The 19,129-nt window shown below is 67.5% G+C and carries 15 protein-coding genes; 10 read left to right on the forward strand and 5 right to left on the reverse strand.

Going from position 1 to position 19,129, the window contains the following annotated elements; all coding sequences use genetic code 11:
* Positions 1–86: 86 nt before the first annotated feature.
* On the reverse strand, positions 87–1,226 hold the full coding sequence (locus OG804_RS28590) for an SPFH domain-containing protein (RefSeq protein ID WP_328391735.1): 1,140 nt from the start codon (positions 1,224–1,226) through the stop codon (positions 87–89).
* A 208-nt stretch (positions 1,227–1,434) separates the two neighbouring features.
* Between OG804_RS28590 and OG804_RS28595 the strand changes: the two genes are divergently transcribed.
* Entirely contained in the window at positions 1,435–2,958 is a 1,524-nt protein-coding gene (locus OG804_RS28595; RefSeq protein WP_328391736.1) for an amino acid permease, read from the forward strand.
* A gap of 145 nt (positions 2,959–3,103) precedes the next feature.
* A complete protein-coding gene (locus OG804_RS28600; protein ID WP_328391737.1) occupies positions 3,104–5,746 on the forward strand; it encodes a serine/threonine-protein kinase in 2,643 nt (880 codons plus the stop codon).
* A gap of 2 nt (positions 5,747–5,748) precedes the next feature.
* Here OG804_RS28600 and OG804_RS28605 read toward each other — a convergent pair whose 3' ends face one another.
* Positions 5,749–6,132, reverse strand: coding sequence for a DUF1707 SHOCT-like domain-containing protein (locus OG804_RS28605; protein ID WP_328391738.1), 384 nt, complete (start codon positions 6,130–6,132; stop codon positions 5,749–5,751).
* Positions 6,133–6,279: 147 nt separating this feature from the next.
* Between OG804_RS28605 and OG804_RS28610 the strand changes: the two genes are divergently transcribed.
* The 4 genes from OG804_RS28610 to OG804_RS28625 all read left to right on the forward strand — a co-directional run bounded on the left by OG804_RS28610 (position 6,280) and on the right by OG804_RS28625 (position 10,857).
* Positions 6,280–6,576: a WhiB family transcriptional regulator gene (locus OG804_RS28610; protein ID WP_328391739.1), complete on the forward strand. Its 297-nt coding sequence runs from the start codon at positions 6,280–6,282 to the stop codon at positions 6,574–6,576.
* An 87-nt stretch (positions 6,577–6,663) separates the two neighbouring features.
* Positions 6,664–7,419 carry a MerR family transcriptional regulator gene (locus OG804_RS28615; RefSeq protein ID WP_328391740.1) on the forward strand — a complete coding sequence of 252 codons (756 nt, stop codon included), beginning with the start codon at positions 6,664–6,666 and terminating at the stop codon, positions 7,417–7,419.
* A gap of 218 nt (positions 7,420–7,637) precedes the next feature.
* Positions 7,638–8,210 (forward strand): dihydrofolate reductase family protein, encoded by a 573-nt coding sequence (locus OG804_RS28620; RefSeq protein WP_328391741.1) that lies wholly within the window; start codon positions 7,638–7,640, stop codon positions 8,208–8,210.
* A gap of 88 nt (positions 8,211–8,298) precedes the next feature.
* Positions 8,299–10,857 carry an ATP-binding protein gene (locus tag OG804_RS28625; protein ID WP_328391742.1) on the forward strand — a complete coding sequence of 853 codons (2,559 nt, stop codon included), beginning with the start codon at positions 8,299–8,301 and terminating at the stop codon, positions 10,855–10,857.
* Positions 10,858–10,873: 16 nt separating this feature from the next.
* On the opposite strand, the gene OG804_RS28630 is transcribed toward OG804_RS28625, so the two are convergent.
* The 3 genes from OG804_RS28630 to OG804_RS28640 form a co-directional block, all read right to left on the reverse strand.
* Positions 10,874–11,188, reverse strand: a complete 315-nt coding sequence (locus tag OG804_RS28630) for a hypothetical protein (RefSeq protein WP_328391743.1) — start codon at positions 11,186–11,188, stop codon at positions 10,874–10,876.
* A 151-nt stretch (positions 11,189–11,339) separates the two neighbouring features.
* A complete protein-coding gene (locus OG804_RS28635) occupies positions 11,340–11,738 on the reverse strand; it encodes a hypothetical protein (protein WP_442941655.1) in 399 nt (132 codons plus the stop codon).
* Between the two features lie 42 nt (positions 11,739–11,780).
* Complete coding sequence (locus OG804_RS28640) at positions 11,781–14,243, reverse strand: phosphoketolase family protein (RefSeq protein WP_328391745.1); 2,463 nt, start codon at positions 14,241–14,243, stop codon at positions 11,781–11,783.
* Positions 14,244–14,579: 336 nt separating this feature from the next.
* Between OG804_RS28640 and OG804_RS28645 the strand changes: the two genes are divergently transcribed.
* The 4 genes from OG804_RS28645 to OG804_RS28660 all read left to right on the forward strand — a co-directional run bounded on the left by OG804_RS28645 (position 14,580) and on the right by OG804_RS28660 (position 18,872).
* On the forward strand, positions 14,580–15,155 hold the full coding sequence (locus OG804_RS28645; RefSeq protein WP_328391746.1) for an FKBP-type peptidyl-prolyl cis-trans isomerase: 576 nt from the start codon (positions 14,580–14,582) through the stop codon (positions 15,153–15,155).
* A gap of 290 nt (positions 15,156–15,445) precedes the next feature.
* Entirely contained in the window at positions 15,446–16,822 is a 1,377-nt protein-coding gene (tig, locus tag OG804_RS28650; RefSeq protein WP_442941656.1) for a trigger factor, read from the forward strand.
* A 705-nt stretch (positions 16,823–17,527) separates the two neighbouring features.
* Positions 17,528–18,118, forward strand: a complete 591-nt coding sequence (locus OG804_RS28655; RefSeq protein WP_328398795.1) for an ATP-dependent Clp protease proteolytic subunit — start codon at positions 17,528–17,530, stop codon at positions 18,116–18,118.
* A gap of 88 nt (positions 18,119–18,206) precedes the next feature.
* Complete coding sequence (locus OG804_RS28660) at positions 18,207–18,872, forward strand: ATP-dependent Clp protease proteolytic subunit (protein ID WP_328391748.1); 666 nt, start codon at positions 18,207–18,209, stop codon at positions 18,870–18,872.
* The last annotated feature ends 257 nt before the right edge of the window (positions 18,873–19,129 follow it).

Here is a 19,129-nt window from a genome sequence, read left to right on the forward strand (position 1 = left end):
ATCTCACCCTGCGTCCGTCCGGCTCCGGCCGGGCGGACGCAGGCGTTCTTGCCCGATCGTGCGATGTTCGTGCGGCGCTGAGTCGTTCAGGCCCGGTGCGCCCGGGTACCGCAGGACGCGCAGAACTTGGCCGCCGCGGCGAGTTCGGCGCCGCAGTGGTGGCAGTGGGCGGGTTCGGCGGGGGCGAGGCGACTACCGCAGTCGACACAGAAGTTGGCGCCCGCGGGGTTGGCCGTGGCGCAGACCGCGCAGACGGGCCGTTCGGAGGCCGCGGGCGCCAGTTCGGCCGGCTGTGCCGCGGACGGCAGCGCTGCCTGCGGCTCCCGGGACTGCTGGTGCTGTTGCCAGGGTGATGCGGGGGCGGGTGGGAACTGGCCGCCGGCCGGTGGGCTCGATTGCTGCAGGGCGTTGATGCCCAGTGCGGCGCCCAGGAAGCCGCCGTCGTGGCCGTGGCCCGATGCCAGTCCCTGCCCGGCGCCCAGCGCCATCTCCCCGGCCGCGTACTGCCGGAAATCGCCGGCGAGCCGGATATAGGTGACGTCCTTGGCGAGCCGTTTGAGTCGGTCGGAGTCCTCGGGGGCCAGGGTGATGTCGAAATTGCCGAGCCGGGGGATCCGCAGGCCGTACTCGTAGAGCGCGGTATTGGTCTGCCGCACGACGGCGTCCTCGATGGCGGGCAGCAGCCCGGACAGGCCCAGCACCGGCCATTCGCCCTGTGAGACGCCCTGCGTCACCGCGACCTTCATCGCTTTGAGGAGCAGATCGGCGCTCCAGGTTTCGATACCGGTCGGATCGTGCAGATCGGTGCTTCCGGCGAGCGAGGTGATGAGCTGTCCGGAGTCGCGCACGGTCAGGGCGAATTCGCCGAAGACCCGCAGGGTGACGATCTGCTCGCTCACCGGGTCGGCGATATCGGCCAGTCGCCCGCCGAACTTGATCCCGGCGAATTCACGGGTGGAGACGAAGTAGAGCTCGGCACGGTAGTAGTTCCCGCCGGACAAGGTGTCCACGAGGGCGCCGAGGAGGGGTAGTTCGTCCGCGTCGATGCGGTGCCGGCCGGGGCCCAGGACACCCACGACCTGCCCCGATTTGACGAATAACGCGGTCTGGTCGGCATTGACGATGGCGCGGGAGTACCGCCGGATGCTCACGTCCGGCCACTTGTAGACGAGTTGTTTCTTACCGGTCTCCGGGACGGCGATGAACTCGCGTTCGAACCAGGCCATCTGGATGCTCCCTCAGCGATATGACGTGTTCAGCGTATCGACGTTCAGCGGCTCGATCAATGGCTCTTACACTGCGGCCGACCTCGTATTTCGTCAAAGTTCCTGGTTTCCACTGCGTTACACCTAGCGGCCCCCTATTGATCGTGCCGCTGTCTAGCGGTATATTGCTCGCAGACATGATCTGCGCCACTCGAAAGGCAACAAGACGATGACAACTGTTCAAGAGCCTCGGGGACAGGCGGCGCCGGCGGAGAGTCTGCATGCCGAAGACGCGGGCTATCACAAGTCGCTGCGCCCCCGGCAGCTCCAGATGATCGCCATCGGCGGAGCCATCGGAACGGGCCTGTTCCTCGGCGCCGGCAGCCGGCTGCACGACGCCGGACCCGGCCTGTTCCTGGTATACGCCGTCTGCGGCATCTTCGTATTCTTCATTCTGCGGGCCCTCGGCGAGCTGGTCCTGCACCGCCCGTCCTCCGGGTCCTTCGTGTCCTACGCGCGTGAGTTCTACGGCGAGAAGCTGGCCTTCGCGGTCGGCTGGATGTACTTCTTCCACTGGTGCATGACCGGCATCGTGGATATCACCGCGATCGCCACCTATGTCCACTTCTGGGGCGCCTTCGAGGTGATCCCGCAATGGACCATCGCACTGATCGCCCTGGCCATCGTGCTGGCGATCAATATGGTCTCGGTGAAGTGGTTCGGTGAACTGGAGTTCTGGGCCGCCCTGATCAAGGTCGTCGCCCTGGTCGCCTTCCTGATCATCGGCACCGTCTTCCTGGCCGGCCGCTTCGATATCGAGGGTAACCCCACCGGCTTCAGCGTCATCTCCGACAACGGTGGTCTGTTCCCGGCCGGATTGCTGCCGCTGGTCGTCGTCACCACCGGTGTGGTCTTCGCCTACGCCGCGGTGGAACTCGTGGGCACCGCGGCCGGTGAGGCGGAGAACCCCGAGAAGATCATGCCGCGCGCCATCAACTCGGTGATCGCCCGTATCGCGCTGTTCTACGTCGGTTCGCTGGTCCTGCTCGGGCTGCTGCTGCCCTACACCGTGTTCAAGTCCGGTGAGAGCCCGTTCGTCACCTTCTTCTCCAGGATCGGTATCGACGGCGCCGGTTCGGTCATGAACCTGGTGGTGCTGACCGCGGCGTTCTCCAGCCTGAACGCCGGCCTGTACTCGACCGGACGCATCCTGCGCTCGATGTCGATGAACGGCAGCGCACCGAAGATCGCGTCCCGAATGTCCACGACCGGTGTTCCCTACGTCGGCATTCTCGCTACCGGCGCCATCGCACTGGTGGGCGTCGGACTGAACGCGGTCGTTCCCGAGAAGGCGTTCGAGATCGTGCTGAACGTCTCGGCGCTGGGCACCATCTTCTCGTGGACGGCGATCGTGCTCTGCCAGCTCCAGCTGTGGCGCTGGGCTCGGGACGGCAAGATCGAGCGGCCCAAGTTCCGGTTGCCCGGCGCGCCGTACACCAGCTACGCCACCCTGGTGTTCCTGGTCGCCGTGGTCCTGCTGATGCTGTTCAGCGAAGAGGTCGAACAGCGTTTCGCCGTGATCGCGATGCTGGTGATCGGCGTCCCGGCTCTGGTCGGCGGTTGGTTCCTGGCCCGCAAGCGGGTCGGCGAGCTCACCGCAGCGCGTGCCACGATCGCCGCGTCTGCGGCTTCGGCCCCGGCCGCGGAATCCGGCGACACCGTCCGGATCCTGGACGAGCCCGAGGACAAGTAGGACCGCAGGCCGTACCGCGAATACCCCGGGTAGCAAACCCGGGGTATTTCGCATTCCCAGGGACGGGAACGGCTAACCTTCCACGTGCCCGCGGAGCGGGATCACAATAGACTCTCGGTTCGTCCGCGGGTTTGAGAGGTCGTGCATGCCAGAGCATCCCAGCTCATCCGAGCGTCCGCTCCCACCGCCCTGGTCGAAGCGTCGTGTCCGCGGGGCCGAGATGCCCCGGCGCGGCGCCCACACCTGGTCCACGCTGCGCACCAACAGCAGCGAGAGTGTGCAACGCGCCGCGGAGTCCGATCTGACCCGCGCCGCCGAGGAACTACTCGCCGAATCCGGCGACACCGGTCCGCGCAGCGCCACCGACGCCGCGGCGGTCCCCAGCGGGTCCGGGGTATTCGTGCCGGTCACCGTCGGTTCCGTGCCCGCTGTCGCGGCGCCGCCACCATCGGACAGCGCACCCGTGACACCGGACCTGTCGGACTTCGACCGGGCCATCGCGGCGCTGACCGGCGACGATATCGCTCGGCTCAACAGTCTCGCCGGGCCCGACGACGATCTGGACGACCTCCTGCTCGGCGAGGACGAGGACGAGGACGAGGACGACGACTTCGCCGATCCCGACCCGTTCGCGGGATTCGAGGAGGAGCAGCTGTCGGGCCGCACCGGCCGCTCCCGTCCGAGTGTCCGGCGGCTCGGCGCCGGGCTGGTCGCGCTGCCGCGGGTGGACCCGGTGGACCCGGCCACGGCTGTCCTCGCGGATCCGATGGTGCCCGAGCACAAACGCTTCTGCTGGAAATGCCAGGCACCCAACGGCCGATCCGGTCCGGACGGTCCCGGCGCGGTCGCGGGGGACTGCGCGCGCTGCGGTTCGGCCTACAACTTCCTGCCCGCCCTGTCCGCCGGCGAAGTGGTCGCCGAGCAATACGTGGTCAAGGGCTGTTTGGCGCACGGTGGCCTGGGCTGGATCTACCTGGCGGTCGACACCAATGTGAGCGATCGCTGGGTGGTGCTCAAGGGGCTCCAGAATCCTCAGGACTTCGAGGCGCACGTCGTCGCGCTGGCCGAACGACAGTTCCTGTCCGAGATCACCCATCCCGGTGTGGTCAAGATCTACAACTTCGTCAAGCACCGCTCCCATCGTGAGGTGGCCGACGGCTACATCGTCATGGAGTACGTCGGCGGGCGTTCGCTGAAGAAGATGCTGGATATGGCGGGGCCGGAACGTATTCCGGTGGCCCAGACCATCGCGTACATGATGGAGGTGCTGCCCGCCCTCGACTATCTGCACTCGTTCGGGCTGGCCTACAACGATCTCAAACCGGACAACATCATGGTCACCGATGACGAGGTCAAGCTCATCGACCTCGGAGCCGTGGCGGCGATGGAGTCCTACGGAAGCATCTACGGCACCCCCGGCTATCAGGCGCCGGAGATCATCGAGACCGGTCCCACCGTGGCCACCGACGTCTACGCGGCCGGCCGCACCCTGGCCGCGCTGATTCTCGACCTGCGCAAGGACGCCCACGGCAATTACCGCGCCGAGATGCCCACGCCCGACGAATTCCCGCTCCTGCGGCAGTATCCGTGCCTGCATCGGCTGCTGGTCCGGGCGACTCATACGGATCCGGCCCGCCGGTTCCCGTCCACCTACGCCATGTACTGCCAGCTGGCCGGGGTCCTGCGGATGGTGCTGGCCGCGGATTCGAGTCGTGAGCATCCCCAGGCTTCCGTCGAGTTCGGGTCGTTGCGTGGCGATTTCGGCATCGACGCGCTGATCGGTCAGACCGACGGGATGGTCGACGGCGGGCACCGGAGTCTCGGCCTGGACGCCGCCGCGGTGGTGGCCACGCTGCCGATCCCGCTGATCGATGCCGACGACCCCAGCGTCGAGCTGCTCGCGCCGCTGCTGCACGGGGACGCCCGGCAGACGCTGGACGCCCTGCGACAGACCTCTGAACGGATCTCGGCCGGCACCATCGACGCACCGGAGACTTTCGAGGTGGAGGGCGCGCTCGCCGCCGTTCGCGCCCATCTCGACCTGGGTGAACTGAGTCCGGCGCTCGCTCTGCTGGAAGCGCTGCGGCCCCGCACCACGACCGACTGGCGGATCGAATGGTTCACCGGTGTCACCGATCTGCTGGACGAGCGCTACGAGAGCGCGTACCTGCACTTCGACGAGGTGCACACGATGCTGCCCGGTGAGCTGGCGCCCGCGCTGGCCCTGGCCGCCACGGCCGAACTCGTCCTGCAGGCGCTGGCCGATCCGGCCGATTCCGATCGCTGGCACACCGCTGCCGCGGAGTTCTACCGGCTGGTCTGGCAGACGAACCACGGCGTGGTCAGCGCGGCTTTCGGCTTGGCCCGGCGGTTGGCCGCCGACGGTGAGCTGCTCCAGGCCGTGCAGGTTCTGGACGGGGTGCCCGATACGTCCCGGCACCACGGCACCGCGCGGATGACCGGCAGCCTGCTGCTGGTATCGCGGCCGCACCGCGAGATCACCGAGATCGACCTGCGCGAGGCGGCCTCCCGGCTGGAGATCGCCGACGAACCGCGGGCACTGCAGATGCAGGTCGTGGTGGTCGGGGCGGCATTGGAATGGCTTCGGTCCCGGATGCGTCCCGCCTCCGCCGACACCACGCTGCTCGGTTATCCGCTGACCGTGCCGGGATTGCGCAGCGGGCTGGAATCACGCCTGCGTGCGCTGGCCCGGACCGCGCCCGGGCGGCTGCACCGCTACCGGCTGGTGGACCTGGCCAATAGCGTGCGGCCGCATACCCGCTGGTGAGGTCAGGATTGTCCCGGAACCCGGTTGCGCCGTAGCACGGCCGGTAGCAGCGGTGCGGATACCAGGACGATCACCAGCAGCAGCAGCCACAGCCAGCCGCCGAACACGAGCGCCAGGATGAGGGCGAATACCGCTGACCCGCCGGCCAGCAGTGCGAAACCGACCGCGGGATCGGTGGAGTCGGGTGGAGCCGACGGTGCGGGCGGCGCGGGCAGATCGGCGAACAGTGCGGCCAGTTCCGGTGTGGTCCGCGCCGCGGTCACCGCGGCCGTGCGCTCTTCGAATTCGTTGAGAGTCAGCCGACCCGAGCCCAGATGTTCGGCGAGTTCCCGCAGTGCGCGATCGCGCTCCGCAACGGTGATCCGCGCGCCCGGTAGCTCACTCATACTCGCAGCATAGGACGGTTTCCGTGGTCCTGGTCGGGTGGATGTTCGCCACTGCCGGGAAGCCGGTCGGCGACACGCGACTCCTGATTCCCAGGTCTGGGGAGTAATTACGCTGGCCTAACAGAATTGCGGGCAGAGGAGTTGTGTATGTCCACCGTGATCCAGCCTCGGCGCCCGGCCGCCGAGGCATGGGACTGGCAAATGAACGGGTCCTGCCGCGGCCTGGAATCGACTGTGTTCTTTCATCCCGAAGGCGAGCGCGGTCGGGCCCGCGCCGCTCGGGTGCGGCGCGCCAAGCAGATCTGCGATACCTGTCCGGTGTTGGACCGATGCCGAAGCTATGCGCTGGCGGTCGGCGAACCGTACGGGGTGTGGGGTGGTATGTCGGAGGACGAACGCCGCACACATACCCAACGGGCCGTTACTTCCAGGTCGACGAACTAGCAAATCTCACCCCAACATGGGCTGAGGCGGATCTTTCGGCCGTGTCCGGCGCGGGTCGTCGGCGCGCCTTTGTGGTTTCCTTGTTACATGGCTGCTGGTGTGGAGTACACGATCGATGAACTGGCGCGCGCCGCCGGCACGACCGTGCGCAGCCTGCGGGTTTATCACGAACGGGGGGTTCTGCCCCCGCCGCAGGTCAAGGGGCGGACAGGCTATTACAGTCCAGATCACCTCAATCGGGTGCGCACGATCAGCAGGTTGCTCGATCGCGGAATCAAGCTGAACGGGATCAAAGAACTTCTCAAGGCCTGGGACCGCGGTGACGATCTCGGCGATATCCTCGGTGTCGGCCCGCTGCTCGGCGGTATGGAATCCGATGAACCGTCCACGGACGATTCGGCAACGCCCACCGACACCATCCCGGCCACCGACCTGCAGGAACGGTATGCGTCGGTACCCAACGGGCTGGCGCGCATCGTCGCCGCCGGGCTCTACGAACCAGTCGATGCCGCCACTTATCGACCCGCCGACCGGCAGCTCATCCGAATATCCGAGCAGTTGGCCGCCGCCGGCGTCCCCGAGGCCGAAGTGCTGGGCGAGCTGGAGCGCATCCGCGCCGATTCCGACCGGATGGCCCGCCGCTTCGTCGACCTCTTCCATCGCACCGCCTGGCAGAAGTACCAGAATTCCGATCGCGGCACCGACGACCTGGCCGAACTGACCCTGCAACTCCAGCTGGCTCGTACCCTGCCCGGCAAGGCGGCCGCGGAGCTGGTGAACCGGTTCGTCGCCCACTACATCGACAGTGACAGCGAACTGGCCGAGCTTCCCGCGGAGAGCTGATCGCCCGCCGCCCGCGATCATCTTCCCGAGCCTGGGAAACGACCGTCCGAGCATTTCGCTGGATGACGGTACATTCGACAGCGGCTCTCCCGCCGGACGGACAACAGTTCGGTGAAACCATGTACTTAGGTAAATTTTCGCCGTCTACGGATGCGCGCGGACCCGCTCGGGTGCAGAATCTGCTTCTTGGCACCTGACGCGGTAGATGAGGCATGGCAATGGGAAGCGTGACACTGTGGATGCAGATATCCCTCGACGGGTTCACGGAGGGACCCGACGAGGCGGTCCACTGGCCGGTCGTAGACGAGGAACTCTGTACCGAATACCTGGATGAACTCCGCCGGGCCGATCTGCTGCTCTACGGACGAAAAACCTACGAGATCATGGCCAGGTTCTGGCCCACCGCCGATCTCGCCCCCGTCTCCCCGTTCTATGTCGACTTCGCCCGATTCTGGCGCGCCGCACCGAAACTCGTCGTATCGCGCACACTGCGCAACCCCGCGTGGAACACCCGGGTGATCGGCCCGGACCTGGTGGACGAGGTGAGCCGACGCAAGAGCGCAGGTCAGAATATGGTGCTGTTCGGTGGCGCCGAAACCGCGCGCAGTTTCCTGGAACACGAACTGATCGACGAGTTCCGGCTGTTCGTCCATCCCCTGTTGCTCGGTGGCGGGGTGCCCCTGTTCCGGTCGCCCGTCGACACCACCGGACTGCGCCTGATGGATGTGCTGACCTTCGACAGTGCGGTGGTTCAGATGCATTATCGCCAGGCCGCGTGCGTGATGTGCTGAGCGTCACGTATTTCCCGAAAGCGAAGCGATCGTGAAATGACCGGGTTAGTCGTACGGTGCGTGGTGACGTGCACTAATTTACGTTCCTATGGCGGTGATCTACCCGAACGGTGCGGCCCCGCCCGCGCCGGTGACCGAGTTCTTCGGTCGAGAGCGGGAGCTTGCGCGCCTTCATGACCTGTTGCGTTCGGGGGCCGCGCGGCTGATCACCCTGGTCGGACAGGGCGGTATCGGCAAGACCCGCCTGGCCGCCGAGGCGCTGCGCCGTGTCGATCCGGGTCGGCCCGTGTACTGGGCGCGGCTGGCCGAACTCGAACGCGATTGCGGTGATCGTGCCGAGAACGTGCTGCGATCCGTGGTTCGCACCGACACCAGGGACCCGATCGCCCTCGACGTCGGTGTGGGGCCCCGCGGGGGCGCCATCGCGGAAAACGCGATCCTGGTACTGGACAACTGCGAACATGTACTCGGGGCGGTCGGCCGGGTGGTGATCGACCTGCTCGCCACCACACCCGGGCTGACCATTCTCGCCACCAGCCGCGAACCCATCGGCTGGGCCGACGAGTACATCCTCACCGTGCCACCGCTGTCCTCCTTCGAATCGCTGCAGCTGTTCCGGCGCCGCGCCGAACTCACCGGCCGCCCGGTCCGCGACGATCCGGATCAGCTCGCGATCGTGCGCAGCATCTGCCGCCGGGTCGAGCACAGCCCCTTGTTCATCCGGCTGGCCGCCGCGCGCCTGCGGCATCAACCGCCGGCGATGGTGCTGGCCGAACTCACCGGCGACGCCGCCGACCAGCGAATGCAATGGTCACAGAGTGCGCGCGCCGGCACCGAGCGGCGGCATCGCGGCGTCTACGACGTGATTGCCTGGTCCTTCGACCTGTGCGAGGCCGAGGAACAACTACTGCTGCAACGTATGTCGGTATTCGCGGCCGGCTACGAAACCGACGGCGTCGCACCGCAGCGCAACGGGGTCGAACTGGCCGCCGTAGTCGCGGTCTGCGCGGACGGAACGCTCCCGGCCGAGCGAGTGGCGCCGCTGCTGGAACGACTGGCCGAACGTTCGCTGGTCTCGACTTTTCGCACCGAGACCAGTGTGCGCTGGTACCTGGTGGAGAGCGTGCGCCTGTTCGCGGGTGACCGGTTGCGTCGTGACTCGGCCGGGGCGGCCCGGGTGGCCGGCCGACACCGCCGCTACTACCGGGATCGGGTCGTCGAGGCCCGGTCGCTGTGGTACGGGCCGCAGGAACAATCCTGGCTCGACTGGGCGCGCACCTCCTGGGACGACATCCTCATCGGTATCGAAACCGGTATCGCCGACCCCGGCGAGGCGCTGATCGGACTCGAGACGGCGTCGGTCCTGTTGTCGGTATGGGTGCCGTTCATCAACGGCGGGAGCCGGGCGCTGACCCGGCTCACCGCGGCGGCACTCGACGTCACCCGTGGTGCGGGCGTCACCGGCCACCACATCCGGGCCACTGCCCTGCTGGGCTGGTACTACCTGTGGCAGGGCGACGCGGACCGGGCCGCGGCCCTGCTCGACGAATGCGTCGCCGGGTGTATGCCGGCCGAGTTCGGCGACGGCTCCTGGCGCGATACCCCGGAAACCGATATCGGACTGCCCGCCTCGGTGGAATGGATATGGGGTCTGGAGCTGATGTTGTTCCGGCTCGACCCGCGCGCGATCACGGTTCTGGAGCGGGCGGGCCGCAAGTTCACCGCGCAGGGCGATCGGGTCGGGGTGGAACGCGGACTGGTCTTCGCGGCGCTCGCGGCATCGATGCTGGGCGACCCGGCCGAGGCCGAGCGGACGACCCGGCGACATCTGGAACGCTCCGTGGCCTCGGAATCCGCGTTGGCCGCACACTGGGCGCGGGTCGCGCTGGCGCTGGCGCTCGCCCGCTCCGACGACCCCGCCGCCGCCCTGGAACCGGCGCGCACGGTGGTCTCCGGGAACGGGGCGGGCCGTGATACCTGGATGACCTCGTGGACGGTCGCGGTGTGCATGCTCGTGCTGGCACACCTGCTCGCCGCGGATCCCGCGGCCTTGGGCGCCGCGTCGGCCGCGCGGGTACGCGCGACGGAACTGGCCTGGCTGGTGGGTGTTTTCCGGGCCTGCCACCGCACGATGGGGATCTGTATCGAGCGGGTGCCGATGGTGGCCGCGGGTGTCGGCCGTGCCACCGAAACCGCCACCGCGATCCTCGGTGCGGCGGATTTCGCCGCCGCCGAGCGGCGGGGCGGCCAGTTCCGATCGGGTAGTGACGCGGTCCGGCAGTACCTGCGCAGCCACTGGCCGGTGCGTACGCTCACCGCGTCGGCGAAAACCGGGCACGGTGAATCGGAACCGGACCTACGAGCTGATTCACGCTGGGAGACACTGTCGCCGGCCGAGCGCGAGGTCGCGGTGCTGGCGGCCGCGGGCTGGCCGAACAGTGCCATCGCCGAGCGGCGTGGTAGTTCTGTTCGCACCGTGGACGCGCAGGTCGCCAGTATCCGTCAGAAGCTGCTGATCGCCTCGCGACGGCGAATTCCCGATCATATTCCCGCTGGCTTGGCCGAACGGGTTCGTGCGGAGCGCGCTGCCGCCGCCGGTCGGTCGCGGAACCGGCGGCGGGTGACCGGGCTGCCGGACGGGCAGTGATCACCAGCGTTCCGAATCACTGACAGGCGTAGTAGTACGGCTTGTAGGCGCAGATATCGAGGTATCCGCCCTGGTCGCCGTCGTAGGTGAAGCTGCGCTCGGCCGGGATGGCGTGCACCGGCTCGCTGCGGTTGCTCGGATCGCTGGGGAGGTCGTGGGTGTCGTTGTAGGTGCCGTGGCCCGGATGGCTGTCGTCGCGCTGGCTGTGGCCGGGTGTATCGGCCGCGGCAGACTGCGTCGCCAGGGTGGCGGGGACCACGGCGAGGGCGCCGGCCAGGGCGACGGCGGCGAAGAGTCGTTTCACGAGTCCGTGGTTACGAGCGATGGTCATGGTGTGCTCCGTTTCATTGTCCCGCGGATAGAACTTCTACGGTGAGTCGATGTATGAGGGTCCGTAGTTCTATGTGCCGCTGTCTAACGGTACGGTACACGAGTGTTTGGATAAGCGGGTACGCATTTCCCAGAAATGGGAAAAGGGTTGGTTACAGCCGACCGGCCATCCGGTCCCGCAGGGACGCCACGTCCTGCCCCCGTGCGGCGGCGGCCGCGAGCACATTCGTGGCGGCTCCCGCCGACGCGCGCGGCGGCGCCGACCGCCGCGTACTGGTTGCGCAGCGGCGCCTCGTCGACCGCGCCCAGCTCCTCCAGGTCCGATTCGTCGAGCTCGGCGAGGCGCGCGTTGCTACCCGGACGAGCGCGCGGCGGCGGGCCAGATACCGGCGGGTGATCCAGCCGCACTCGGGGTGGGCCGCCGGCCACGCGCCGCCGGCCCGTAGCAACTTGTCCACCTCGCCGACGCCGAGCCGGTAGTGTTCGGCGCCGTCGAGTACCGGGTGCGGGCATAACGGGCCACCAGATGCCGAGCGGTATCGGCGCGGCAAGGCAGATTCACGGCCCGGCGCCTGCCCCCGTACACGGCGTGCCTAACCGGGCCAGTGCCAGTTCGCCACCTCGGGAATATCCGCGCCGTGCGTACGGGTCCAGGTCCGGGCTCGCAGGCGCGCGTCCACCATCTCCTGTCGCAGTCCCGCCGCCTGCTCGCGCAGTGCCGGGACACGGTCGATCACGTCCATGACCAGGTGGTACCGGTCGAGGTCGTTGAGCATGACCATATCGAAGGGCGTGGTGGTGGTACCTCGTTCCTTGTAGCCCCGCACATGCAGACCGGCGTGATTGGTGCGTCGGTAGGTGAGCCGGTGGATCAGCCACGGGTAGCCGTGGAAGGCGAAGATCACCGGGGAGTCGCGGGTGAACAACGTATCGAATTCACGGTCCGGTAGCCCGTGCGGATGTTCCTCGGTCGGCAGCAGTCGCATCAGGTCGACCACGTTCACCACCCGCACCCGCAACCACGGTAGATGCTCGCGCAGGATCGCCGCGGCGGCAAGTGTTTCCAGGGTCGGCACATCGCCGGCGCAGGCCAGGACCACATCGGGGGTGGTGGCCGGCTCGTCGCGGTGACCCGCCCAGTCCCAGATGCCTATTCCCCGGGCGCAGTGCAGTGCGGCCTCGGTTGCCGAGAGCCAATTCGGCTGCGGCTGTTTACCGGCCACCACCACGTTCACATAGTGCCGCGAGCGCAGGCAGTGGTCGTACACCGACAGCAGCGTGTTCGAGTCCGGCGGCAGGTACACCCGCACGATCTCCGGCTTCTTGTTCAACACCACGTCGAGGAAGCCGGGGTCCTGGTGGGTGAAGCCGTTGTGATCCTGCCGCCACACATGCGACGACAGCAGATAGTTCAGGCTCGGCAGCGGTTGCCGCCACGGCACCGCGGCACTCGCGTCGAGCCATTTGGCGTGCTGATTGAACATGGCGTCCACGATGTGGACGAAGGCTTCGTAACACGTGAAGACCCCGTGTCGGCCGGTGAGCAGATATCCCTCCAGCAGCCCCTGGCACATGTGCTCGGAGAGCACCTCGATCACTCGGCCGGCCCGATCCAATTTCTCGTCGTGGACGCCGATCTCCTCCTGCCAGTTGCGTCCGGTGACCTCCAGGATGTCCTGCAACCGGTTGCTGGCCAGCTCGTCGGGGGCGAAGGTCAGGAAGTTATCGGGATTGGCCACGGTGACCTCACGCAACCAGCCGCCCAGTACCCGGGTCGCCTCGTGGACGGTCCGGCCGGGCGCGGGGACATCCACCGCGTACTCACGCCAATCGGGCAACCGCAGGTCGCGGACCAGTGCGCCGCCGTTGGCCACCGGGTTCGCGCTCATCCGCCGCGTGCCGACCGGGACCAGTTGCCGCAGCTCCGACACCGGTGCGCCCGATTCGTCGAACAGCTCTTCGGGGCGATAGGAACGCAGCCACTGTTCCAGCACCGCCCGATGCGCCGCGTCGTCACGAGCGGCCGGCAGCGGAACCTGATGCGCGCGGAACGTGCCCTCCACCGGCTTGCCGTCCACCACCGGCGGCCCGGTCCAGCCCTTGGGGGTGCGGAGCACGATCATCGGCCACTGCGGCCGGGTGGGATCGGAGCCGTCGCGGGCGGCCCGCTGGATCTGCGCGATTCGCTCCAGGCAGGCATCCATCGCAGCGGCCATGTCCTGATGCACCTGCGCCGGATCGCTACCGGCCACGATCAGCGGTTCATAGCCGTAGCCGCGCAGCAGCGAGATGAGCTCGGCCTCGGGAATCCGTGCCAGCAGGGTCGGGTTGGCGATCTTGTATTGGTTCAACGCGAGAATCGGTAGTACCGCCCCATCGCGAGCCGGGTTCACGAACTTGTTGGCGTGCCAACTGCCCGCCAGCGGCGCGGTTTCGGCCTCGCCGTCGCCGACCACGCAGAAGACGGTCAGATCCGGGTTGTCCAGGGCCGCGCCGAACGCGTGCAACAGCGAATAACCCAGCTCCCCACCCTCATGGAACGAGCCCGGCGTCTCCGGTGCGCAGTGACTGGGAACTCCGCCGGGAAAGGAGAACTGGGCGAACAGGGCCCGCATCCCCTCGCCGTCGCGGGGCACATGACTGTAGAGGTGGGAGTAGGTGTCTTCCAGCCACGCGCACGCGTTCGGGCCCGGGCCGCCGTGCCCGGGGCCGGCCACGAACACCGCGTTCAGATCCCGCGCCGTGATCGCCCGGTTCGCGTGCACCCACACCAGATTCAGGCCCGGCACGGTGCCGAAATGGCCGAGCAGCCGGGGTTTGATGTGCTCGGGTGCCAGCGGTTCGCGGACCAGCGGATTGCCCATCAGATAGATCTGCCCGACCGAAAGATAATTGGCGGCCCGCCACCACGCGTCCAGGGTTTCCAGTTCATCGGCATCCAACGGACCCGACGCGGTCTCCGACAACACGTAGGGCCGGGGCGCGACGGATTGCCCACCGTGACCGCCCACATTGTCGGCACCGGTATCCCCACCTGCACTCGCCGATTGCGTCATACGCCGAACCTCCTGGAGGTCGTGGTCGCGCCGGGTCGCCCGCCCGCCGAGCACGGTCTGCCAATACGATAGCTGGAGGTGTGCCGCCTTGGCCTCGGTTCGCGAGACGGCGCCCGGCGAAATCTCCGGCTGCTCATCGGCTGCGTTACCCGCGGAGGCGACGGAAACCGATGTGCCGCGCCGTGACCCGGTGCGGTGCCGGCCTGGGCGACCGGACGTGACCATTCCGCCGGCGCCCGCGCCGACCGTGACGGCGGACCGTGGGCCGAGCCGTATCCGCTGCCGGCCGAGTCTCCGCCGCCGGGCGCCCCGTCCGGCGGCGGTAGGGTGCGGCGCATGCAGACAATCGGCAGGATCATCGCTGTCGCCGCCGTCGGCGTGGCCGCCCTCGGGCTCACCGGATGCGGCTCGGGCGACACCGGCGACACCACGACGAGCAGCACAGCGGCCGATCCGTCGGGCGCCCCGAACCAGGCCGGGCCCACCGAATCGAAAGGCCGCGAATGCGTGGCCGACGATATCGAGGTGAAGGGAGGTTTCGGCGAGGTCCCGCAGATCACCATCCCCGACGACTGCGACCCGCCGAAACAGCTGGTGGTCAAGGACCTGGTCCCGGGATCCGGCCCCGGCGCCGCCCCCGGCCAGAAACTGACCATGAACTACGCGCTGGTCACCTGGTCGGACAAACAACAACTCGACTCGTCGTTCGACCGCGGCGAACCCTTCGAACTCACCCTCGGCGACGGCATGGTGATCCCCGGCTGGGAACAGGGTCTCGTAGGAGTCCAGCAGGGTGCCCGCCGGTTGCTGATCGTCCCACCGGACCTGGGCTACGGCGCCGGGGGCAACGGGGTGAAGCCGAACGAAACGCTGGTCTTCGTCACCGATGCGGTCGCGGTACCGCAGGGGTGAACCGTCGGCGCCGCACCCGGTAGCGTCGAGCGCCGCCCTCCTCGGAAGGTGCGGGTGGAGTTGCCACCAGGAACACGGCGACCGGCCTGAAGGTCGCTCGAGCCGGTCAACTACCCTGGTCGGGATGCGTATCCCGAGCGCGTGAAACCGCAGGTGCTCGCCGCTTCGGACGGTACGCCGAGGGTGCGTACCCCGCGCGCCGTCGCCAGACCACGCGCCATCACCCGGCCACCAGCACGAATACAGTGCGGGCCGGCGAACACGAACCGACGAGAACAAGGAGCATGTCCGTGAAGAGCACCGTCGAGCAGCTGAGCCCGACCCGGGTCCGGATCAATGTCGAGGTGCCCTTCGAGGAGCTGAAGCCGGACTTCGATCGCGCCTACAAGGCCCTGGCCAAGCAGGTGCGCATTCCCGGCTTTCGCCCGGGCAAGGCGCCGGCCAAGCTGCTCGAGGCGCGCCTGGGCCGCGGCGCGGTCCTGGAGCAGGTCGTCAACGACGCGCTGCCGGGCCGCTACAGCGAGGCCGTCACCGCCTCCGAGGTGAAAGTCATCGGACAGCCGGAAATCGAGATCACCAAGATCGAGGACGGCCAGGAGCTGGCCTTCACCGCCGAGGTCGATATCCGTCCGGAGATCGCCCTGCCCGAGGACTACAGCACCATCGCCGTCACCGTCGACGCCATCGAGATCACCGATGACGATATCGATGAGCAGCTGCAGTCGCTGCGCCAGCGTTTCGGCACCCTCAGCGGTGTCGAACGGCCGGTGCAGGACGGCGATTTCGTATCCATCGACCTCTCCGCCACCGTCGGCGGCGAAGAGGTGCCGGAGGCCGCGACCACCGGGCTGTCGCACGAGGTCGGTTCGGGCCAGCTCATCGAGGGCCTGGACGAGGCCGTCATCGGATTGTCGGCCGGCGAGTCCAAGGAGTTCACCTCGACGCTGGTCGCGGGCGATCACGCCGGCCAGGAGGCCACGATCACCGTGACCGTCGGATCGGTCAAAGAACGTGAGCTGCCCGAGGCCGACGACGAATTCGCCCAGCTCGCCAGTGAATTCGACACCATCGAGGAACTGAAGGCCGATCTGCGGTCGCGGGTCGAGCGGGTCAAGAAGGTGGAGCAGGCCGGCGATATCCGGGACCAGGTGCTGGAGAAGCTGCTGGAAACCGTCGAGGTGCCGCTGCCCGAGGCCGTGGTGAAGGCCGAGATCGACGCCGTGCAGCACGACGCCGTCCACGGGTTCGATCACGACGAGGCCAAGTTCGCCGCGGCGCTGGAAGCGCAGGGCTCGAGCCGCGAAGAGTTCGACGCCGATACCAAGGAGGCCGCCGAGAAGTCGGTGAAGACCCAGCTGCTGCTGGACGCGGTCGCCGAGGCCGAAGGCACCCAGGTCGGGCAGGAAGAGCTCACCGAGCGGATCCTGTTCCAGGCCCAGCGCTACGGCATGGCGCCGGAGCAGTTCATCCAGCAGGTGCAGCAGGCCGGCCAGCTCGGCGCCGTCTTCGCCGACGTCCGCCGCGGCAAGGCCCTGGCCGGTGTGGTCGGCCAGGTGACGGTGACCGATTCGGCGGGCAACACCGTGGACACCGACGAAATGTTCGGCAACGCCGCGGAATCCGACGAGCCGACCAGCGAGGAGTCCACCATCGCGGACGCGGAGTGACCCCACGCGAGAATCGCGGATAGGAAGCCCTGAGACCTAGGCGGTGTTGGCCATCCGAAGACAGAAGACGAACGATCACTGTCCTCGGTGCGCGCACGCCCCGGCCCTCAGGGCTTCTTTCTTCCGCGCAGGGCGGGACAACTCCGGCGTCGGCATCCCTGGGGCTTCGCACTATGCGGGCAGACTCGCCGTCGCGAGACGGTATCCACGGCTCATGAGTGCTGCTGCCCGAAGCTCTCGACGAGGTGCACCGGTCCACGGCACACACCCCTGCATGCGCTCCGGACAGTCGACCCTCATAGCCGGCGGTCGGCCCCCTTTTGCTACGGCGGCCGAGCGTGTGCTGATGGGTGCCGGGGAGCGGGAATCCGTTGAGCATCTGCCGGGTCGTGAGCTTGTAGGGGCCGGCAGTGTGTGCCTGCCTGTGCCCGACGCTTCTTCCGTATGGTCGTCATCCGTGGTCGGGGCCCGCCCCGGTTCTGGAGCGACGGAGCGAGGGAGCGCAGCGACTGAGCGGAGGAGTGAAGAACCGGGGTCGACAAGGGCCCCGACCCGCGCCGCCGAAGGCGGGGCAGACAATATTGCGCTCTGAGCGAATCGGGGTGGTACCGGGAGTTCGGTTCCGCCCTGTTTCGTTAATGTTTGTGACAGCAACGAGCCGGCGAGAGAAGGCAGGTATCCGTGACAATCAACCAAGCCGAGGTCATGACAGCTCCGACCGCTGGGCTCAACCTCAGCGATTCTGTGTACGAGCGCCTGCTGCGTGAGCGCATCATCTTTCTCGGCACGCAGGTCGACGATGACATCGCGAACAAGATTTGCGCGCAGATCCTGCTGCTGTCGGCGGAGGACCCGACCAAAGATATTTCGCTCTACATCAACTCGCCGGGCGGGTCGGTGAACGCGGGTATGGCGATCTACGACACCATGCAGTACGCCGAATGCGATATCGCGACCACCGCGATGGGTTTGGCTGCGTCCATGGGGCAGTTCTTGCTGACCGCGGGTGCACCGGGAAAGCGTTTCGCGCTGCCGCACACCCGGATCATGATGCATCAGCCGTCGGCCGGTATCGGCGGTTCGGCCGCGGATATCGCGATCATGGCCGAGCAGTTCGCGTACACCAAGCGTGAGCTCAACGAGTTGCAGGCGCAGCACACCGGTAAGCCGGTGGAGCAGATCAACGCCGACGCGGATCGCGACCGCTGGTTCACGCCCGATCAGGCGCTGGAGTACGGCTTCATCGACCGTGTGATCAGCAATGCGCGCCAGGCGGGCGGCACGGGCAGCAACTAGGGCGTCGTCCGCGAATCCCGGCCCGGGCCGTCGGCCGGTTTCGCGAATCCGTCCGGCGGACAGCTCACTCACAGACTTGGAGACGAATATGGCCAATCCGATCGATCCTCGCGGCCTCGGCGGTATCGCCCCGGCGGGCCCGCAGTCGCGCTACATCCTGCCGTCGTTCATCGAGCATTCGAGTTTCGGCGTCAAGGAGTCCAACCCGTACAACAAGCTGTTCGAGGAGCGCATCATCTTCCTCGGCGTGCAGGTCGACGATGCTTCGGCGAATGACATCATGGCCCAGTTGCTGGTGCTCGAATCGCTGGATCCCGATCGTGACATCACGATGTACATCAATTCGCCGGGTGGTTCGTTCACCTCGTTGATGGCCATCTACGACACCATGCAATATGTGCGTGCCGATGTCGCGACGGTCTGCCTCGGGCAAGCTGCGTCGGCCGCCGCGGTGCTGCTGGCCGCCGGTACCCCCGGTAAGCGTGCCTGCCTGCCGAACGCCCGCGTGCTGATCCATCAGCCGTCGGTCGAGGGCGGTATCCAGGGGCAGGTGTCGGACCTGGAGATCCAGGCGGCCGAGATCGAGCGTATGCGCCGGTTGATGGAGTCCACGCTCGCGTATCACACGGGTAAGGAAGCCGATGTCATCCGCAAGGACACCGACCGCGACAAGATCCTGACGGCCGCGGAGGCCAAGGAATACGGGATCATCGATACCGTGTTCGACTACCGCAAGCTCAGCGCCCAGAAGTAAGGCGTGTCCGGGTCCGGCGCGCCGCATGAGCGCGGTACGCCGGGCCGGCCGGGCGGCGGGTCCCGGCCGAGTGGATTGCGCGCGACGTGATCACGACACGCCCCCGGGCACTACGACGCCCGGAAAACGTGCCGCGACGCGGTATCCGCGTGAATCCCCGCACAACCGCGACGAGAAACCTGCCCGAGTTGTCGACCTCCATCGCACTCACCGGGTACGGTCAAACCCAGGGACCTTTGTTCCCGGTTGACAGCACC

This window comes from Nocardia sp. NBC_00416, from assembly GCF_036032445.1.
Taxonomy (GTDB): Bacteria; Actinomycetota; Actinomycetes; order Mycobacteriales; family Mycobacteriaceae; genus Nocardia.